Origin of the sequence: Microbacterium testaceum (assembly GCF_001476655.1) — a bacterium.
Classification (GTDB): domain Bacteria; phylum Actinomycetota; class Actinomycetes; order Actinomycetales; family Microbacteriaceae; genus Microbacterium; species Microbacterium testaceum_C.
Window position 1 is genome coordinate 1 of the sequence record NZ_LDRT01000051.1, and the last position, 16,804, is coordinate 16,804.

General features: G+C 70.2%; 18 protein-coding genes. 6 read left to right on the forward strand and 12 right to left on the reverse strand.

The genetic code is table 11. From position 1 onward, the window contains the following. Positions 1 to 367: 367 nt before the first annotated feature. Positions 368 to 1,471: an ABC transporter ATP-binding protein gene (locus NS220_RS08540; RefSeq protein WP_058623655.1), complete on the forward strand. Its 1,104-nt coding sequence runs from the start codon at positions 368 to 370 to the stop codon at positions 1,469 to 1,471. Between the two features lie 81 nt (positions 1,472 to 1,552). After that, a complete protein-coding gene (locus tag NS220_RS08545) occupies positions 1,553 to 2,875 on the forward strand; it encodes a DUF4032 domain-containing protein (RefSeq protein WP_058623656.1) in 1,323 nt (440 codons plus the stop codon). Positions 2,876 to 2,952: 77 nt separating this feature from the next. Here NS220_RS08545 and NS220_RS08550 read toward each other — a convergent pair whose 3' ends face one another. Genes NS220_RS08550 through cysS form a run of 3 tightly spaced genes read right to left on the reverse strand, consistent with a single transcriptional unit; the run spans position 2,953 to position 6,001 of the window. Further along, positions 2,953 to 3,594 (reverse strand): NAD(P)-dependent oxidoreductase, encoded by a 642-nt coding sequence (locus NS220_RS08550; protein WP_058623657.1) that lies wholly within the window; start codon positions 3,592 to 3,594, stop codon positions 2,953 to 2,955. A 21-nt stretch (positions 3,595 to 3,615) separates the two neighbouring features. Next, positions 3,616 to 4,614: a 23S rRNA (guanosine(2251)-2'-O)-methyltransferase RlmB gene (rlmB, locus tag NS220_RS08555; protein WP_058623658.1), complete on the reverse strand. Its 999-nt coding sequence runs from the start codon at positions 4,612 to 4,614 to the stop codon at positions 3,616 to 3,618. Beyond that, positions 4,607 to 6,001, reverse strand: a complete 1,395-nt coding sequence (gene cysS / locus NS220_RS08560; RefSeq protein WP_058623659.1) for a cysteine--tRNA ligase — start codon at positions 5,999 to 6,001, stop codon at positions 4,607 to 4,609. The genes rlmB and cysS overlap by 8 nt, the downstream gene beginning before the upstream one ends. A 68-nt stretch (positions 6,002 to 6,069) precedes the next feature. Between cysS and NS220_RS08565 the strand changes: the two genes are divergently transcribed. Continuing rightward, the gene (locus tag NS220_RS08565) at positions 6,070 to 6,531 is read left to right on the forward strand and encodes a GNAT family N-acetyltransferase (protein WP_058623695.1); all 462 of its coding nucleotides are present in this window, start codon (positions 6,070 to 6,072) and stop codon (positions 6,529 to 6,531) included. Here NS220_RS08565 and ispD read toward each other — a convergent pair. Both ispD and NS220_RS08575 read right to left on the reverse strand, forming a co-directional pair. Continuing rightward, positions 6,528 to 7,688 (reverse strand): 2-C-methyl-D-erythritol 4-phosphate cytidylyltransferase, encoded by a 1,161-nt coding sequence (gene ispD / locus NS220_RS08570; RefSeq protein ID WP_058623660.1) that lies wholly within the window; start codon positions 7,686 to 7,688, stop codon positions 6,528 to 6,530. The genes NS220_RS08565 and ispD overlap by 4 nt on opposite strands. Before the next feature lie 61 nt (positions 7,689 to 7,749). After that, a complete protein-coding gene (locus NS220_RS08575) occupies positions 7,750 to 8,232 on the reverse strand; it encodes a CarD family transcriptional regulator (RefSeq protein WP_013585821.1) in 483 nt (160 codons plus the stop codon). 169 nt (positions 8,233 to 8,401) lie between these two features. Here NS220_RS08575 and NS220_RS08580 point away from each other — a divergent pair, with 169 nt between their 5' ends. Further along, positions 8,402 to 8,998: a DNA modification methylase gene (locus NS220_RS08580; RefSeq protein WP_153004222.1), complete on the forward strand. Its 597-nt coding sequence runs from the start codon at positions 8,402 to 8,404 to the stop codon at positions 8,996 to 8,998. A 68-nt stretch (positions 8,999 to 9,066) separates the two neighbouring features. On the opposite strand, the gene NS220_RS08585 is transcribed toward NS220_RS08580, so the two are convergent. Next, positions 9,067 to 9,750, reverse strand: coding sequence for a response regulator transcription factor (locus NS220_RS08585; protein WP_058623661.1), 684 nt, complete (start codon positions 9,748 to 9,750; stop codon positions 9,067 to 9,069). Continuing rightward, a complete protein-coding gene (locus NS220_RS08590) occupies positions 9,747 to 10,964 on the reverse strand; it encodes a sensor histidine kinase (protein WP_058623662.1) in 1,218 nt (405 codons plus the stop codon). Before NS220_RS08590 ends, NS220_RS08585 begins: the two co-directional genes overlap by 4 nt. A 169-nt stretch (positions 10,965 to 11,133) precedes the next feature. Here NS220_RS08590 and phoU point away from each other — a divergent pair, with 169 nt between their 5' ends. Beyond that, on the forward strand, positions 11,134 to 11,811 hold the full coding sequence (phoU, locus tag NS220_RS08595) for a phosphate signaling complex protein PhoU (protein ID WP_058623663.1): 678 nt from the start codon (positions 11,134 to 11,136) through the stop codon (positions 11,809 to 11,811). Positions 11,812 to 11,871: 60 nt separating this feature from the next. On the opposite strand, the gene NS220_RS08600 is transcribed toward phoU, so the two are convergent. Further along, on the reverse strand, positions 11,872 to 12,618 hold the full coding sequence (locus NS220_RS08600) for a phosphoglyceromutase (protein WP_058623664.1): 747 nt from the start codon (positions 12,616 to 12,618) through the stop codon (positions 11,872 to 11,874). 51 nt (positions 12,619 to 12,669) lie between these two features. Here NS220_RS08600 and NS220_RS08605 point away from each other — a divergent pair, with 51 nt between their 5' ends. Next, complete coding sequence (locus NS220_RS08605; RefSeq protein WP_058623665.1) at positions 12,670 to 13,467, forward strand: hypothetical protein; 798 nt, start codon at positions 12,670 to 12,672, stop codon at positions 13,465 to 13,467. Positions 13,468 to 13,525: 58 nt separating this feature from the next. Here NS220_RS08605 and NS220_RS08610 read toward each other — a convergent pair whose 3' ends face one another. The 4 genes from NS220_RS08610 to NS220_RS08625 all read right to left on the reverse strand — a co-directional run bounded on the left by NS220_RS08610 (position 13,526) and on the right by NS220_RS08625 (position 16,749). Continuing rightward, positions 13,526 to 14,638 (reverse strand): FUSC family protein, encoded by a 1,113-nt coding sequence (locus tag NS220_RS08610; RefSeq protein ID WP_193755318.1) that lies wholly within the window; start codon positions 14,636 to 14,638, stop codon positions 13,526 to 13,528. Further along, entirely contained in the window at positions 14,635 to 15,729 is a 1,095-nt protein-coding gene (gene ygfZ / locus NS220_RS08615) for a CAF17-like 4Fe-4S cluster assembly/insertion protein YgfZ (RefSeq protein ID WP_058623666.1), read from the reverse strand. Before ygfZ ends, NS220_RS08610 begins: the two co-directional genes overlap by 4 nt. Next, on the reverse strand, positions 15,726 to 16,325 hold the full coding sequence (locus tag NS220_RS08620; protein ID WP_058623667.1) for an FABP family protein: 600 nt from the start codon (positions 16,323 to 16,325) through the stop codon (positions 15,726 to 15,728). Before NS220_RS08620 ends, ygfZ begins: the two co-directional genes overlap by 4 nt. Positions 16,326 to 16,458: 133 nt before the next feature. Further along, the gene (locus tag NS220_RS08625) at positions 16,459 to 16,749 is read right to left on the reverse strand and encodes a hypothetical protein (RefSeq protein WP_058623668.1); all 291 of its coding nucleotides are present in this window, start codon (positions 16,747 to 16,749) and stop codon (positions 16,459 to 16,461) included. Between the last annotated feature and the right edge of the window lie 55 nt (positions 16,750 to 16,804).

Consider the following 16,804-nt stretch of genomic DNA (forward strand, 5'->3'; position numbering starts at 1 on the left):
GACCGCGACGACCGCCGCGGCGCCGACGCCGACCAGCGAGCGGCGCACGATACGCCAGCGAGTCTGTCGCGCCTTCACCTGCTGCGCCTTCTCACGCACCGCCTCCCGGCGATCGCGTTCGGCGGGCACATTCGGCGTCTGGTCGTTGGACATGGAACCTCTCGGGCACGGACGTGGCCGCAAACAAAATCTGGGATCGCTCGGGTTGGGGCGAACGAGCATCGATGCTAGCCAGGCTGGCTGAGAAAAGCCCAGACGCATGCCATACTTGCCCTTGCGTCCAACGTCGGGCGCGCGGGGTCGCCCCCGCTCATTCCATTCACTACGGATCGTCCGGCACGTACCTGCCGGTGAAGGAGAAGAGAAAATGGCGTCCGTCACATTTGACAACGCAACCCGTCTGTACCCCGGTGGCACCCGTGCCGCGGTCGACAAGCTGAACCTCGAGGTCGCCGACGGCGAGTTCCTGGTCCTGGTCGGGCCCTCCGGCTGCGGTAAGTCCACGTCGCTGCGCATGCTGGCCGGCCTCGAAGAGGTCAACTCGGGCCGCATCCTCATCGGTGACCGCGATGTCACCGACGTGCCCCCGAAAGACCGTGACATCGCCATGGTCTTCCAGAACTACGCGCTGTACCCGCACATGACGGTCGCCGAGAACATGGGCTTCGCGCTCAAGATCGCCGGCGTCGGCAAGGAAGAGCGCGCCGCCCGCGTCCTCGAGGCCGCCAAGCTCCTCGACCTCGAGGAGTACCTGACCCGCAAGCCGAAGGCCCTCTCGGGTGGTCAGCGTCAGCGCGTCGCCATGGGCCGCGCGATCGTGCGTCAGCCCCAGGTGTTCCTCATGGACGAGCCGCTGTCGAACCTCGACGCCAAGCTCCGCGTCCAGACGCGCACCCAGATCGCGTCGCTGCAGCGTCGCCTGGGCGTCACCACGGTCTACGTCACCCACGACCAGACCGAGGCGCTCACCATGGGCGACCGCATCGCCGTGCTCAAGGACGGCCTCCTCCAGCAGGTCGGCACCCCGCGCGACCTCTACGAGAAGCCGAAGAACGTCTTCGTCGCCGGCTTCATCGGCTCGCCCGCGATGAACCTGTTCTCGGTCGATCTCGCCGAGGGCGGCGTCCGCTTCGGTGACCTCGTCGTCCCCGTCGAGGCCGACGTCATCGGCAAGGCCAACGGCTCCGAGGTCACCATCGGTGTCCGCCCCGAAGACATCCAGGTCGCCCCGGCCGACGGCCGCGGCCTCTCGGTCGTCGTCGACCTGGTCGAGGAGCTCGGTGCCGACGGTTACCTCTACGGTCACACCGACATCAACGGCAAGCGCACCGATCTGGTCGCTCGTGTCGACGGACGTCGTCACCCGAACGCCGGCGAGACCGTCGTGCTGGCCCCCGTCCCCGGTCACGTCCACGTCTTCGACGCGACCTCGGGCGACCGCCTGACCGACAAGGCCATCGCTTCGGCCTGATCGACGCACCGCTGCGGCGCGTCTTCGTTCCTGACCTGTCACGGGACGAAGGCGCGCCGCACCTGTTTTCCCGGAGAAACCGTGTCCGAATCCCTCCGCATCACCGCCAGCGCCGTCGACCCGGGACTGCTTCAGCTCCCCTGGTCCACGGGACTCGCCGACTGGCCGAGCAACCACATCGTCGCGCTGCCGAAGGGCATCTCCCGCCACCTCGTGCGGTTCGCGAACCTGTCGGGGCGTGTCGTGGCGATCAAAGAGACCACCGAGGAGATGGCGCGCCGCGAGTACGACATGCTCGGCAACCTCGACCGGCTCGACGCTCCCTGCGTCGACCGCATCGCCGTCATCGCCGGTCGCACCGACGCCTCCGGGCGTCCCCTCCCCGCGGCGCTCGTGACCGCGCACCTGCGCTTCTCGCTCCCCTACCGCGCGCTGTTCACGCAGGTGCTGCGTCCTCACACCGCGACCCGTCTGGTCGATGCCCTGGCCGTCCTCCTCGTGCGCCTGCACAACGTCGGGTTCTACTGGGGCGACGTGTCGCTGTCGAACACGCTGTTCCGTCGCGACGCGGGCGAGTTCGCCGCGTACCTCGTCGACGCCGAGACCGGTGAACTGCACGGCAATCGCCTGAGCCCCGGGCAGCGCGCGCACGACCTCGACATCGCCCGCACGAACATCGCGGGAGAGATCATGGACCTCGAGGCCGGCGGACGCCTGGAAGGCGGACTGGATGCCGTCGCCATCGCCGATGGTCTCGTCTCGTCCTACCACTCGCTGTGGGGCGCGCTGACCGACAAGGAGTCGTTCGCCGTCGACGAGTCGTGGCGCATCACCGAACGCGTCCACCGCTTGAACGCCCTCGGTTTCGACATCGGCGAGATGTCGATGAGCACCACGAGCGACGGCACGCGCGTGTCGATCCAGCCCAAGGTCGTGGATGCCGGACACCACCAGCGCCGACTCCTGCGCTTGACCGGTCTGGACGTCGAAGAGAACCAGGCGCGACGCCTGCTGAACGACCTCGACGAGTTCCGGGCGCGCGTGTCACGCCTCGGGGCCGACGAAGAGATGGTCGCGCACGAGTGGCTCACCCGCGTGTTCGAGCCGATCGTCATGTCGATCCCCTTCGACCTCCGCGCGAAGCTCGAACCCGCGGAGGTCTTCCACCAGGTGCTCGAGCACCGCTGGTACATGTCACAGGCGCGCGGGCGCTCGGTCCCCCTCGCCGAGGTCGTGACCTCCTACATCGAAGACGTGCTGCGTCACCGCCGCGACGAGGCCACCGTCATGGGTCCGCCCACGGACACGATGTCGTTGCCGACCGTCTCCGACGCCGACGCGCCCGCTACCGGCGAGGTCCCCACCACCGACACCGACGTCGTCGACTGGCGCGATCTCGTCTGACATCGCCCCGCACAGGAGGAAGGCCGTGGCATCCGGGACAGATCCGGGATGCCACGGCCTCACCGTGGGAGGGCGAGTCAGTAGCCGACGGTGAAGCGCCCCCGCGTGTGCTTCGGGTTCTCGATCTCGTCGAGGACCGCGATCGCGAAGTCGGCACCGCCGATGAAGGAGTTTCCGTCGCCGTCGACGACGAGGACGTCGCCGCCGTCGCGGTAGCTGCCGGTACGCTCCCCCGGGGCCCACGAGCCGAAGCCGCCGGCGGGGTGCACGTAGAACCAGTCGCGGCCGGTGTCGTCTGCCTGCAGGTCCTCCAGGATGCCGATGGCCTCGCGTGCTTCCGGCTTGTACTCCTCGGCGAAGCCCTCGGTGTCGATCAGCCGCGGGCCGCCCTCGGCGACGAGCGAGCCGCCCGCACCGCCGACGACACCCACACGGACGTTCTCGGGCAGTGCCGCGACGAGCTCGGCGATCGCGGGGCGGAGCTTGCCCTCCATGTCACCGCGGGGAGCCGCGGCCGAGACGACAACATCGACCCCCTCGAGCTGCGCCACGAGACCGGGGACGTCCAGGACGGTGCCCTCGAGATAGGTCGCCCCCTCGACGCGCTCGGTCGGAACCGACCGGGCGACCGAGACGGCGGTGTGTCCGCGGCGGACGGCCTCGGCGATGATGTGGCTGCCGGCGTAGCCGGTGCCACCGATGACGGCGATACGGGTCATGAGCGTTCCTTTCTCGGTGAGTCAGTGCGCGGCGCGGAGCGTCGACACCTGGTACAGGGCCACGGATGCCGCGATCCCGGCGTTCAGCGACTCGGTCGCCGTCGAGATCGGGATCGACACGACCTGGTCGCACGTCTCGGTGACCAGACGGGAGAGACCCTTGCCCTCGGAGCCCACGACGATCACGACCGGACGGTCGGCGAGCTCGAGGGCCGGCAGCGAGACATCGCCGTCGCCGGCGAGGCCGAGCACGAACACGCCCTGCTTCTTGAACTCTTTCAGCGTCGCCGTCAGGTTCGCCGCGAGAGCCACCGGGATCCGCGCCGCGGCTCCGGCGCTGGTCTTCCACGCCGCGGAGTTCACGCTCGCCGAACGGCGCTGCGGCAGGATGAGCCCCTGCCCGCCGAAAGCGCCGGTCGAGCGGATGATCGCGCCGAGGTTGCGGGGGTCGGTGACGCCGTCGAGAGCCACGAGAAGCGGAACCTCGCCCCGGTCGATGATCTGCTCGAGCAGATCCTGCGGGTGCGCGTACGTGTACGGCGGCACCTTCAGCGCGACGCCCTGGTGGACACCGTCGAACCCGGCCATACGGTCCAGTTCGGGACGCGTGACCTCGAGGACCGGGATACCCCGGTTCGTCGCGATCGACAGCATCTCTTTGACACGGTCGTCCATCTCGACGCGCTGGGCGATGTAGAACGCCGTGGCCGGGATCTTCGCGCGCAGAGCCTCGAGCACCGAGTTACGGCCCGTGACCGTCTCGGTGTCGTCCGCCGCCTTGGGGCTCTTGCGGTTGCTGTTGCTGCCCACCGCGCGGACGCCGGGGCGGCCCTTACCGCCCGCGGCGGCGTAGCGTTCTTCTGCGGCCTTGCGCTTGCCGGCGGGGTGCCAGGCGCGGTCCTCCGCCTTCGGGGTGGGCCCGCGCCCCTCGAGCGCTTTGCGGGAGTGCCCGCCGGTGCCCTTCAGCGGGCCCTTCTTCTTGCCGGGGTTGCGTGCTCCCGGGCGTCCAGGCTTAGCCATCGATACTCCAATTGGTTCCGGCCGGAGTGTCCTCCAGCGTGATTCCTGCGGCGGCGACGGCGTCGCGGATACGATCGGCCGCCGCCCAGTCCTTGTCGGCGCGTGCCCGCGCGCGCTGGTCGATCATCTTGCTCAGCAGGGCGTCGAGCACAGCCTCGCTCGCCCCGGTCGCGACGGCGGGCTGGGCGGCATCCAGACCCAGGATGCCGAGCATCGCGGCGACGCTGCGGTGGGCCGCGATCGCGGTCTCGAGGTCTCCCGCGTCGATCGCGACGTTTCCCGCGCGTACCGTCTCATGCAGGGACGCGAGCGCCTGGGGCACGCCGAGGTCGTCATCCATCGCCGCGGCGAAGCCCGCCGGGATCGTCCCTGGCACGATCACGAGGGGATCGGCGTCGGCGGCGCGCAGAACGCGCTGGCGGAACGTATCGATGCGCTCCAGCGCACTGGCCGCCTCCGCAAACGCGCGATCGGAGACGTCGAGGTTCGAGCGGTAGTGCGCGGCCGCCAGCGCGTAGCGCACCACGCGCGGGTCATGGTCGGAGAGGACGTCGACCGCGAGCGTGAAGTTGCCGAGCGACTTCGACATCTTCTGGCCGTCGACGGTCACGAGGCCGTTGTGCACCCAGTACCGCGCGAAGGGGTCTCCCGCCGCCGTCGACTGGGCGATCTCGTTCTCGTGGTGGGGGAAGCGCAGGTCGAGGCCGCCGCCGTGGATGTCGAACTCGGGACCCAGGTAACGACGCGACATCGCGGAGCACTCGATGTGCCACCCCGGCCGGCCCGCGCCCCACGGCGAGGCCCACGTGGCCGATGCCGGCTCGTCGTCCTTCGCGCCCTTCCAGAGGGCGAAGTCCCGCGGGTCGCGCTTGCCCCGGGGGTCGGCGTCGGCCGCGGGCTCCATGGCATCCAGGCTCTGGCGGGTGAGCTCGCCGTAGGCGGGCCAGGACCGCACGTCGAAGTAGACGTCGCCTGCGGCGGCGTAGGCGTGACCCCGTTCGATGAGCTCGGCGATCAGCTCCTGCATCTGAGTGACGGAGGCCGTGGCTCGCGGTTCGTACGTGGGCGGAAGGATGCCGATGGCCGTATAGGCGCGGGTGAACTCGAGCTCCATGCGGTAGGCGAGGGCCCACCACGGCTCGGTGTCGGTCGCGTTGGCGAGGACCTTGTCATCGATGTCGGTGACGTTGCGCACGAACGTGACACGACCGAAGCGGTGCGCAAGCCAGCGGCGCAGCAGATCGAAGGCGAGTGCGGCGCGCACATGCCCGATGTGCGGACCCGACTGCACGGTGGGACCGCACACGTAGATCGTGACGTTCGCGGGGTCGAGAGGGACGAAGTCGCGCAGGGCCTGCGCTTTCGTGTCGTACAGCCGAACAGTCACCGTCCCAGCCTACCGGCCGCCCCTGACGAGGACCCGTGCCCGAAACACGGCGCGCGTACGCTCGAACCGTGCAACTCGACATCCGCCTCGACGACCTCTCCGGATCCGCCACCCGCGACCTCGTGACGGCCCACGTCGCGGGGATGCTCGCCACCACACCGGCGGAGAGCTGTCATGCCCTCGACGCCGACTCGCTCGTGGGCAAGGGCGCTCTGCTGTGGTCGGCGTGGGCCGACGGCGAACTCGCGGGGATCGGTGCGCTCTCGCCCTGGGGCGACGATGCAGGAGAGCTGAAGTCCATGCGGGTGACCGAGGCCTTCCTCGGCCGCGGGGTGGGCCGTGCGATCCTCCGGCACATCATGGGAGAGGCGCGGGCGCGCGGCATCCGGAGTCTCTGGCTCGAGACCGGGAGCGGTGACGACTTCGCCGCAGCCCGCGGACTCTACGCCAGCGAAGGCTTCGCCGAATGCGCGCCCTTCGGCACGTACACGGCCGATCCACTGTCGACCTTCATGACCCGGGCACTCTAGAGAGGGACGACCAGGGCGGTCGCGAACGCGGCGACGCCCTCGGTGCGCCCGGTGAAGCCCAGGCCGTCCGTCGTCGTGGCGCTGACCGACACCGGTGCCCCGCCGAGAGCGGCCGACAGAGCCCGCTCGGCCTCGATCCGGCGAGCGGCGAAGCGCGGGCGGTTCGCCTGCACCTGCACCGAGACGTTGCCCACCCGCCACCCGGCGGCCGCCAGGAGGCCGACCGTGTGCGAGAGAAAAGCCTCGGCGTGAGCACCGGCGAACTCGGGCCGGTCGGTGCCGAAGTGGGTGCCGATGTCGCCCAACCCCGCGGCGGCGAGGAGCGCATCGACGATCGCGTGCGCGACGGCGTCGCCGTCGGAGTGCCCGGACAGCGCGGGTTCCCCCGGCCACTCCAGACCCGCGAGCCAGAGCGCGCCCTCCCCTCCGAAGCCGTGGACGTCGGTTCCGAGGCCGACGCGGGGGATCAGCGCGGGGCGCGGCGCGACGAGGCTCCGCGCACGTTCGAGGTCGGGGGCGGTGGTGATCTTGAACGAACTCGCATCGCCGGCGACCGTCACGACCGTGTGGCCGGCGGCGGCGACGAGGGCGGCATCGTCGGTGTGGTCGGCATCGGCGGCGGCGACCGCGGCTTCGAGGACGTCACGACGGAAGCCCTGGGGCGTCTGAGCCGCGGCGAGCTCGGATCGGTCGACAGCGGCCAGAATGACGCCGTCGTGGTCGACGCGCTTGATCGTGTCGACGACGGGGACGGCGGGGATGACGGCCGACGCGCCCCGTTCGAGGGCATGAACGACCCTCTCGAACACCGCGACAGGAGTCAGGGCGCGGGCCGCATCGTGCACCAGGACGAACTCCACGCTCGGCTCGAGCACCGCCAGGCCCGCAGCGACCGACTCCTGACGGGTGCGACCACCGACGACGACGTCCACGCGCCGAACGCGATCGGCGGCGGTGCGAGCGGAGTCCTCGTATCCGTCGGGGACGACGACCACGACGTGCGCGGACGGGGCCGCGAACACCCCGTCAAGAGCATGCTCCAGGATCGAGCGGTCATCGAGAGCGACGAAGGCCTTGGGTCCTCCCCCGTTCAGACGGGTTCCGGAGCCGGCGGCGACGACGATGACTGCGAGGCGCGGAGAAGGCGAGGGGGTCACTCCCCTACGCTAGCGCGGGCATCGCCCGCCGTTCGGAACGAACGACGGGCGATGAGGCGTCTCAGGACGCGAGGACCTCGTCGAGCACGACGCTCGCGCGGTCTTCGTCGGTCTTCTCGGCCAGAGCGAGCTCGGACACGAGGATCTGGCGGGCCTTGGCCAGCATGCGCTTCTCGCCGGCGGACAGGCCGCGGTCCTGGTCACGTCGCCACAGGTCACGGACGACCTCGCTGACCTTGATCACATCGCCGGACGCGAGCTTCTCGAGGTTCGCCTTGTACCGACGCGACCAGTTGGTCGGCTCCTCGGTGAAAGGCGCGCGCAGCACGTCGAAGACGCGGTCGAGGCCTTCCTTGCCGATGACGTCACGGACGCCGACGAGGTCGACGTTGTCGGCAGGGACCTCGATGACGAGGTCTCCCTGGGTGACGTTGAGCTTCAGGTACTTCTTCGTCTCGCCCTTGATAACGCGTTCTTTGACCTCGATGATCGTGGCCGCGCCATGGTGCGGGTAAACGACGGTCTCGCCAACCTCAAAAAGCATGGAGTTATGTCCTTTCGGCAACATCCAGGATACCACAGGCAGTCATACGCTAAGGTTCCGCCCTCTCTGCCGACCCCTCCCTCACACCCGCGCCTTCGCGCGCGCGCAGAAGCGCCCCCGCGTGCGCGCCCGAGCCGATCCCCACGCGCCGACCCCGTAGGATGGGGACGTGCCGTCTGTCGTCCTGGGAGGATCCGTGAAATCGCGCCTGATCGCGTCCATCGCCGTAGGTGCCGCTGTCGTGCTCGGCACGACGGGTTGCAACATCCTCGCGCCGCAGGCGACGACGATCGACTACTCCGCCTCCGACGGCGTCAACGTCCCCGCCGCCTCCGGCCCTCTCGACGTGCGCAACGCGTTGATCGTCGCCGACCAAGATGGCGAGCTCGGTAACTTCGTCGCCGCGGTCGTCAACTCCTCGAACCAGCCGCTCACGCTGCGCGTCGAGGTCGGCGAGGGCTCGTCGGCGGTGCGCGCCTCGGTCAACGTCCCCGCGAGCAGCACCCTGAGCCTCGGAGACCTCGCCAACGGCGTGGAGCCCCTGCGTCTCGAGGGCATCGACGCCGTGCCCGGCTCGACGGTCCCCGTGTACTTCCAGTCCGGCGACGGCGAGGGCGCGCTCATGCAGGTGCCCGTCCTCGACAGTGCCGTCCAGTACCTCAGCACCCTCGCGCCGACTCCGTTCCCGACGGTCACGGCCACCCCGATGCCGCTGCCGAGCTCGACGTCGACGCCCAGCGTCCCGACGCCGACTCCCACGCCGTAAGCGGTCGACCTCTCGACCGAAGAGGAAGGCGCCGACGGTTTCCCGTCGGCGCCTTCCTCGTTCCGCTCTCAGGATTCGAAGCGGTAGCCGAGCCCGCGAACGGTGACGAGCATCGTCGGCTCGCTCGGACTGCGCTCGATGCGCGAGCGGATGCGCTTGATGTGCACGTCGAGGGTCTTGGTGTCGCCGAAGTAGTCGGTCCCCCACACCCGATCGATGAGCTGGCCGCGGGTGAGCACTCTGCCGGCATTGCGCATGAGGACCTCGAGCAGCTCGAACTCCTTCAACGGCATGTTGATCTCGCTGCCGTCCACCGCCACCGTGTGCCGATCGATGTCGAGCGTGACACGCCCCCCGCTGAGCACGCGATCGTCGAGGTCGGCGTCATCCGGAGTACGGCGTCGCAGAACAGCTCGCATGCGGGCGAGCAGCTCGCGCGTCGAGTACGGCTTCGTGACGTAATCGTCGGCACCGAGCTCGAGGCCCACGACGATGTCGACCTCGGAGTCCTTGGCCGTCAGCATGATGATCGGCACATGCGACGACAGGCGGAGCTGTCGACAGACCTCGGTGCCGGGCATGCCCGGGAGCATGAGATCGAGGAGAACGATGTCAGCGCCGCGGTCGTGGAAGGCCGACAGCGCGAGCGCGCCGTCCTCGGCGATCTCGACCTCATAGCCCTCGCGCCGCAACAAGTAGGCGAGCGGGTCGGCGAGGTCCGGCTCGTCCTCGACGATCAGAACACGGGTCATACAGGGTCTCCGTTCAGGGAAGCCGGTCGCGGGACGGAAGCGGCCTTACGGCCCTTGCGTCCCGACTTCGGACGGGCGGGTTCGAGGTCGGGCGCCTCGGACATGGGCAGTCGAATGGTGAAGGTCGAACCACGGTCGGGGCGCGACCACAAGCGCACCTCGCCGCCGTGACGTTGCACGGCGTGCTTGACGATCGACAGGCCGAGGCCGGTCCCCCCGGTGCGGCGCGACCGCGCCTGATCGGCGCGGTAGAAGCGCTCGAACACCCGGTGCTGATCGGCCTCGGGGATACCGATTCCGCGGTCGGTGACGGCGATCTCGACGACCGTGCCGTCGAGCTTCACGCCCACACCGACCTTCGAGCCGCTCGGCGAGTACGCGATCGCGTTGGCGACGAGGTTGCCGAGGGCCTCGGTGAGGATCTGCGGCTCCCCGCGCACCCACAGTCCTTTGGTGCCGCCACGCACGACCGTCACCTGCGCCGAGTCCGCCGCCACGGCGTAGGCCTCGACCGCGGAGGTGACGACTTCGTCGATCGACACGTCGCGCACGTCGCGCAGCTCGTCGGAGGCCTGCAGACGGGACAGGCTCAGGATGCGATTGACCAGACCGCCGAGCCTCGTGACCTCCGCCTGCAGCCGCGACGAGAAGTATCGGACCTGCTCGGGGTCCTCGGCGGCGGACTCGATCGCCTCGGCCAGCAGGCTCACCGCCCCCACCGGCGTCTTGAGTTCGTGGCTGGTGTTCGCCACGAAGTCGCGTCGCATCTCTTCGACGCGCTCGCGCTCCGTGATGTCGCGCAGGACGAGGAGGGTGAGCCGGGCCGAGATGGGCGTGGCCCGCACGGCGACCAACCGAGGCTCCGCGGGGGCGGCACCTCGACGCAGACGCAGGTTCTCGCTCACCGACGCGCCGGAATCGCGCGCCGCCCGGGCGACCCGGCGGAGCTCGTCGCTCGCGATCACCTCTCCGGCGATCAGGCCGAACACCCCCGCGGACGATGACAGCGCCAGCACCGTCGACGACATGTCGCACACGAAAGCGGGGTCGTCCATCGCTCCGAGCATGGCCTCGACCCCTTCGGGAAGGTCCACGGTCGCGTGTGCGAGCGATCGATCCCGCGCGCGCAGGGCGCCGACCACGAGGCCGACGATGCCGCCCCCGAGCAGGAGCCCGACGAGGAGCGCGAGCAGCGAGAGCTGCGGTGGTTCCATGTCACCAGCGTAAAGGCGAGGTCACGGCGTCACCGGCCGTTCAGGCACGGGATGCCGAAGCCGGACGTTACTATTCACTGTCACGGCACCGTTCGTTCATCTTCGCTGGAAACAATCCCGGGAGGTAGCGGGACGTCCCTGTGCCGTGCCGCCGACGGAAGGTACCGCGATGCGCGAAGTATTCCACCAGTCCCTCGAGGACGTTCAGGGCCGCCTGGTCGAGATCGCCGACCTCGTGACGGTCGCGATCGACCGCGCCACGCGCGCGTTCGGCACGAGCGACGTCGCACTGGCCGAGGAGGTCATCGAGGCCGACGCGGTCATCGATGAGAAGGCCCTCGAGCTCGACGAGCTGGCCATCGAGATCCTCGCTCGCCAGCAGCCGGTCGCGCGCGACCTCCGCATCGTCGTCACGGCGCTCCGGGTGAGCGCTTCGCTCGAGCGCATGGGCGACATGGCCGAGCACATCGCCCAGCTCGCACGCTCACGGTTCCCCGAGCGCGCGATCCCCAAGGGACTCAAGACGACGTTCACCCGCATGGGCGAGCTCGACGTCGAGGTCTCGCGAAAGCTCGCCGAGCTCCTGCGCACGCAGGACCTGCGGATCGCCGAGTCCATCCGCGACGCCGACGACGACATCGACGAACTTCACGTCAGCGTGTTCGAGAAGGTGCTCGGCGACTCGTGGAAGGGTGAGGCCACCGCAACCGTCGACGCGACCCTCGCGAGCCGTTACCACGAGCGCTTCGCCGACCACGCGGTGTCGGTGGCCAAGAAGGTCGTGTACCTCGCGACGGGCGATTGGGCCGGTGCCGACGAGGAGGCCGAGACCAGCCCCGTCATCTGACCGCAGAACGAGGAAGGGGGTGGATGCCGAACGGCATCCACCCCCTTCCTCGTTGCGGTGTCAGTGCTTGTTGCCCTGTGCAGCCACGGCCGCAGCCCCCGCGGCGGCGGCCTCGGGGTCGAGGTACTCGCCCGGGCCGAGGGGCTTGAGATCGTCGTCGAGACGATAGACGAGGGGGATGCCGGTGGGGATGTTCAGCTCCGCGATGTCGGCGTCGCTGATGCCTTCGAGGTGCTTCACGAGACCGCGCAGCGAGTTGCCGTGGGCCGTGACGAGCACCGTCTTTCCCGCCTGAAGGTCGGGAACGATGTCGCTGTGCCAGTACGGAAGCATGCGGTCGATGACGATCGCGAGCGACTCGGTGTCGGGAACCTCGCCGTCGATGCCGACGTAGCGCGGGTCACCGACCTGGCTGTACGGGTCGTCCGCGGGCAGCGGCGGCGGCGGCACGTCGAACGAACGACGCCAGAGCATGAACTGCTCGTTGCCGAACTCCTCGAGGGTCTGCGCCTTGTCCTTGCCCTGCAGGGCACCGTAGTGGCGCTCGTTGAGGCGCCACGAGCGCTTCACCGGGATCCACAGGCGGTCGGCCGCGTCGAGCGCGATGTTGGCCGTCTGGATCGCGCGACTGAGCACCGAGGTGTGCAGCACGTCGGGGAGCACGCCGGATTCCGCGAGCAGCTCACCGCCGCGCTTCGCCTCGGCCTTGCCCTGGTCGGTGAGTCGCACGTCGACCCAGCCGGTGAACTGGTTGGTCTTGTTCCACTCGCTCTGCCCGTGGCGGAGGAGGATCAGCGTGTGAGGCATGGGTCCATGCTATCGAGGACCAGGGCCGAAGCCTCGGCCAGGGCTGGCATCATGGCGGACGTGACTTCCTCGCCCGTCGGCCGCCCGACCCGCGGCACGACCGGCACCAATCGCCTGCGCCGGATCGATCGCTGGATCTCTCGGCATCCGGTGCTCCGCCGTACCGAGGATCCGCTCGTGGTCGACCTCGGCTTCGGGGCGAGCGCGGTGACGCCCCTCGAGCTCCTCGCGCGTCTGCGCAGCCAGAGGCCCGACGCCGAGGTGCTCGGTCTCGAGATCGATCCCGAGCGGGTCACCCGCGCGCGGGAGCAATCCGCCGGGATCGCAGGGGTGTCGTTCGCCCGTGGCGGCTTCGAGGTCCCGGTCCCGGGGACGCGTCGACCGGCAGTGATCCGGGCGCTCAACGTGCTCCGCCAATACGACGAGTCCGATGTCGCCGAAGCCTGGGCGCTCATGTGCGCGCGCCTGCAGCCCGACGGCATCCTCGTCGAGGGGACGTGCGACGAGATCGGGCGGGTCGCGACCTGGATCGAGGTGGGGGCGGATGCCGTACCCCGCAGCCTCACGATCTCGCTGCGTCTCGCGGAGCTCGACTCCCCCGCGATCGCCGCCGAGCGTCTGCCGAAGGCGCTGATCCACCGCAACGTCGCCGGAGAGCGGGTGCACGAGTTCGTGGCATCCCTCGATCGGGAATGGACGCGCGCGTCCGCGGTCGCGCCCTTCGGACCCGTGCACCGCTGGCGCACCGCGATGCACACCCTCGCCGACGCCGGCTGGCCGCTGGTGCGGCGGGACCGTTGGAGACTGGGCGAGGTCGGGGTGGCCTGGGACGCGGTCGCGCCGCGCTGAGGTGGGCCCCCTCCGGGAGCTGCGCGCACGCGTCTCTGCCCGGGCGACGCGGTCCGGCTCAGATCCGCGGGAGAAGAGCGCGGGCCTCGGCGGACGGCATCCCGGCAGCGACCAGCAGGTCGACGGCCAGCGGCCGCATCGCGGTGACGAGGCCCTGCTCGCCGACCCCGCCGCCCGGAAGAAGCGCAGCCGGGTCGAGGCGCCGGACGACGGCGACGAGGCCGGCGCGCGCCGCCGGTTCGAGGGAGATGTCATCGAGGCTGTCGCGCACGAGAGACGCGCCCCGCGCCAGCTCCGCGAGGAGGTCGGCGGGGACCGGGCGCGCCTGGCCGTCTGCGCACAGGTAGGCGGCGCGACGCGCGACCACGCGCAGGTTGCGGGTCGCCAGGTCGAGAGCCTCGCGCACACGGGCATGCCTTTGCAGCTCGGTGCGCTGGCGGCGGAGGAACGGCGAGATGCGAGCGACCTCGCGCCCGGATTCGAGGGATCCGCTCCACGCGTCGACGTAGGTCTGCAGCGACCGCGCGCGCTCGAGGCCGCGCTCGGCGCGCGCCCTGTCGCCCTTGCGAAGCGCCCGCACGATCGTCGTCATGGCCACCTCGAGCGCGTCGAAGAGTTCGTCGGCGTCGCGCAGCTCGGTGCGGCGCAGGGTGCGCGGGATGAGGGCGGTCACGATGAGAGCCGCCACTCCCCCGACCGCGCCGTCCACCAACCGCAGGAAGGGCACCCCCGAGACGAGCACGAGGGCGATGAGCGACTGCACGACCGCAGCGAGCGCGAAGCCGGGCTGCGGCGAGAGGAAGCGCGCGGCGAGCAGGGTGATCGTCATCGCGAGCGCGATCTGCCACCAGCCCGCACCCGCGATCAGCAGCACGACCTCGGCGATGAGGATGCCGACGAGCATTCCCGTGACGGTTTCGGCGACGCGCCACGGTCGCGCGTCGCGGACGAGCCCGAGACTCGAGACGGTGACGGTGGCCGCGAGCAGCGGGACGCTGTGCCCGAGCACGAAGTGCGCGAAACAGTACGCCGCGGTGGCCGCGACGACGATCTGGGCGATCGCCGGCAGAGACTCCCGCACCCGGGTTCCGCGCCGAGCGAGCGAGACGCGCCACCCCGGCCGAGACACCACCACCCCGACGGTGGTGGTCGAGGAGTCGTCCGCGGTCATTCCGCGGCGCGACGGCGTCCGAGGCGCGGGAGCCGCGGAATGGAGGCCGTGGCGCCCGCATCGGCGGGGACGACGGTCTCTTGCGCGGCGGCCAGCGGACCGTCGGCGGTGTCGACGACGAGCGGGACACCCTCGGGGGCGTTGCGCTTGATGAGAGCCAGAGCGATCGGGCCCTCTTCGTGGTGCACGGCGACCGAGGTGATGGCTCCGATCACCGCGTCTCCGGCGCGCACCTCGTCGCCGCGCTGCGGGAGGACGTTGTCACTGCCGTCGAGCTGCAGCGCGACGACGCGCCGCGGCGGGTGGCCGAGGTTATGGACCTTCGCCACCGTCTCCTGACCGCGGTAGCACCCCTTCGACAGGTGGACCGCCGTGCGGAGCCAGTCCACCTCGTGCGGGAGCAACCGCTCGTCGGCGTCGACGCCGACACGCGGACGCCATGCGGCCACGCGCAGCGCCTCCACGGCGTCGAGACCCGCGAGCGCGACCTCACCGCGCGCGGCGGCATCGATCACGCGGCCGAACTCGTCGGCATCCACGATCGCCTCGGCCCAGTCGCGGTCGGCACCGGGGTGCGGTTCGACGCGTGCGTACGCCCAGCCTCCGGGCGAGACATCCGGCCACGGGTCGACCCATACGGGCGCGACGGCCGACAGCGCCGAGACCGCGTCGTGTGTGCCTCCGACGACGAACAGCTCGTCGGAGCGGTCCTTCACCTCGACCCGCAGGCGGAACCGCATCCGCGTCAGCCATCCGGCGAGCGCCTCGACGTCGGTCGCATCGACGATGAGCCACGCGGTCTCTCCGTCGTCGACGACGGACGCGGCGTGTTCGACGCGGCCTTGTGGATCGAGGATGAGCATCTCCGTCGAGACGCCCGGTGCGAGGTGTGTCAACGCTTGCGACGACAGCGAATCGAGCCAGCTGCGCCGGTCCTCGCCACCGACCGAGATGACGCGGCGATCACCGAGGGGGGCGAGAGCGGCACCGGATGCCAGACGTCGTTGCTCCGCGACCGGGGAACCGACATGGCGAAGACCCCGGTCGTCGACGACGGCACCGGGTACGTCTGTGAGCGTGGCCACCGTCATTCCGCCCGCGCGAGACGTGCCGACGCGTGCGAGCCCAGCTCGCGACCGAGCGCCGCGATGTCCCAGGCCCAGAGGAGGTGGTTGTCGACGAGACCGTACAGGCGCGTCGCGGCGGTGTACGGCTTGGCGCCGGCGGTGCGCACGACCGCATCGGTGACGAGGTCGATTCGCGGGCCCTTGACCTGGCCGACGTACAGCTCGAGGACGCCGTCGGAGTGCACGAGGCTCACCTCGAGGTCGAAGCCGCCGTCGGCGTTGCGCAGGGTTTCGACGTCATCCGCCGAGCGGATGACCGCGGGGTCGGTCGGGGGCAGCAGAGCCGGACCGGCGTCCGCGCCGGTCGACGGCCGCGCGAGGCGCCAATACCCGATCTCGGAGACCAGCGGGCGCCGCTCTTCTCCGTCGAGAAGCCACGCATCCGCGGAGTAGTTGAGGAAGTCGCCGCCGTCGTGGCTGAAGCTCACGCGGTGTGCGAACTCGCCCGAGAAGGATCGACCGTCCGCTTCGTAGTCGATGACTCCGGTGCCTTCCCAGACGCCGAGGAGCCACGAGAGCGGGACGAGGTCGGCGGGAAGATCCGTCGGAATCTCGATCACGAGATGGCGATCAGCGCTGGCCGCGGTAGAGGTTCCAGACGACCGTTCCCGACACGAAGGCGATCGCCAGAGACGCCAGACCGAGAAGTCCCACGAAGAACAGTTCGAGCGCGAGGAGGTTCATGGCTCAACTCTAGCGGGGAACGATAGCCGCGAGCCCGAAGCCGGCCGTGATGAGTCCGAGAACGACGAGGGCGCCGAGCACGCTCGCGGCCATGCGCTGGATGAAGGCCTGGGACCGCCCGTACCAGAGCTGAATGGCGAAGGCCGCGACGACGCACGCCCCCAGCGCGACCGTGACCCATTGCGCACGCACGTTCGCCGGAACCAGGATGCCGATGGCGACACCGGCGATGGCGGCCAGGACCCACACGGCGATCACCCCGCCGTAGGTGCGGCGCGGTACGAGGTCGGGCGTCGACATGCCTCCATCATCACCCACGTGGAGGCGCGGTGCACGTGAGAAGGGCTCGTGCGGT

Excerpts from the sequence above, each read along its gene's own strand:
- NS220_RS08540 (WP_058623655.1), top strand. The coding sequence starts at position 368 with ATGGCGTCCGTCACATTTGACAACGCAACCCGTCTGTACCCCGGTGGC.
- NS220_RS08550 (WP_058623657.1), bottom strand. The coding sequence starts at position 3,594 with ATGACCCGTATCGCCGTCATCGGTGGCACCGGCTACGCCGGCAGCCAC.
- rlmB (WP_058623658.1), bottom strand. The coding sequence starts at position 4,614 with ATGGCTAAGCCTGGACGCCCGGGAGCACGCAACCCCGGCAAGAAGAAG.
- NS220_RS08575 (WP_013585821.1), bottom strand. The coding sequence starts at position 8,232 with ATGCTTTTTGAGGTTGGCGAGACCGTCGTTTACCCGCACCATGGCGCG.
- NS220_RS08585 (WP_058623661.1), bottom strand. The coding sequence starts at position 9,750 with ATGACCCGTGTTCTGATCGTCGAGGACGAGCCGGACCTCGCCGACCCG.
- NS220_RS08590 (WP_058623662.1), bottom strand. The coding sequence starts at position 10,964 with ATGGAACCACCGCAGCTCTCGCTGCTCGCGCTCCTCGTCGGGCTCCTG.
- phoU (WP_058623663.1), top strand. The coding sequence starts at position 11,134 with ATGCGCGAAGTATTCCACCAGTCCCTCGAGGACGTTCAGGGCCGCCTG.
- NS220_RS08600 (WP_058623664.1), bottom strand. The coding sequence starts at position 12,618 with ATGCCTCACACGCTGATCCTCCTCCGCCACGGGCAGAGCGAGTGGAAC.
- NS220_RS08605 (WP_058623665.1), top strand. The coding sequence starts at position 12,670 with ATGGCGGACGTGACTTCCTCGCCCGTCGGCCGCCCGACCCGCGGCACG.
- NS220_RS08610 (WP_193755318.1), bottom strand. The coding sequence starts at position 14,638 with ATGACCGCGGACGACTCCTCGACCACCACCGTCGGGGTGGTGGTGTCT.
- ygfZ (WP_058623666.1), bottom strand. The coding sequence starts at position 15,729 with ATGACGGTGGCCACGCTCACAGACGTACCCGGTGCCGTCGTCGACGAC.
- NS220_RS08625 (WP_058623668.1), bottom strand. The coding sequence starts at position 16,749 with ATGTCGACGCCCGACCTCGTACCGCGCCGCACCTACGGCGGGGTGATC.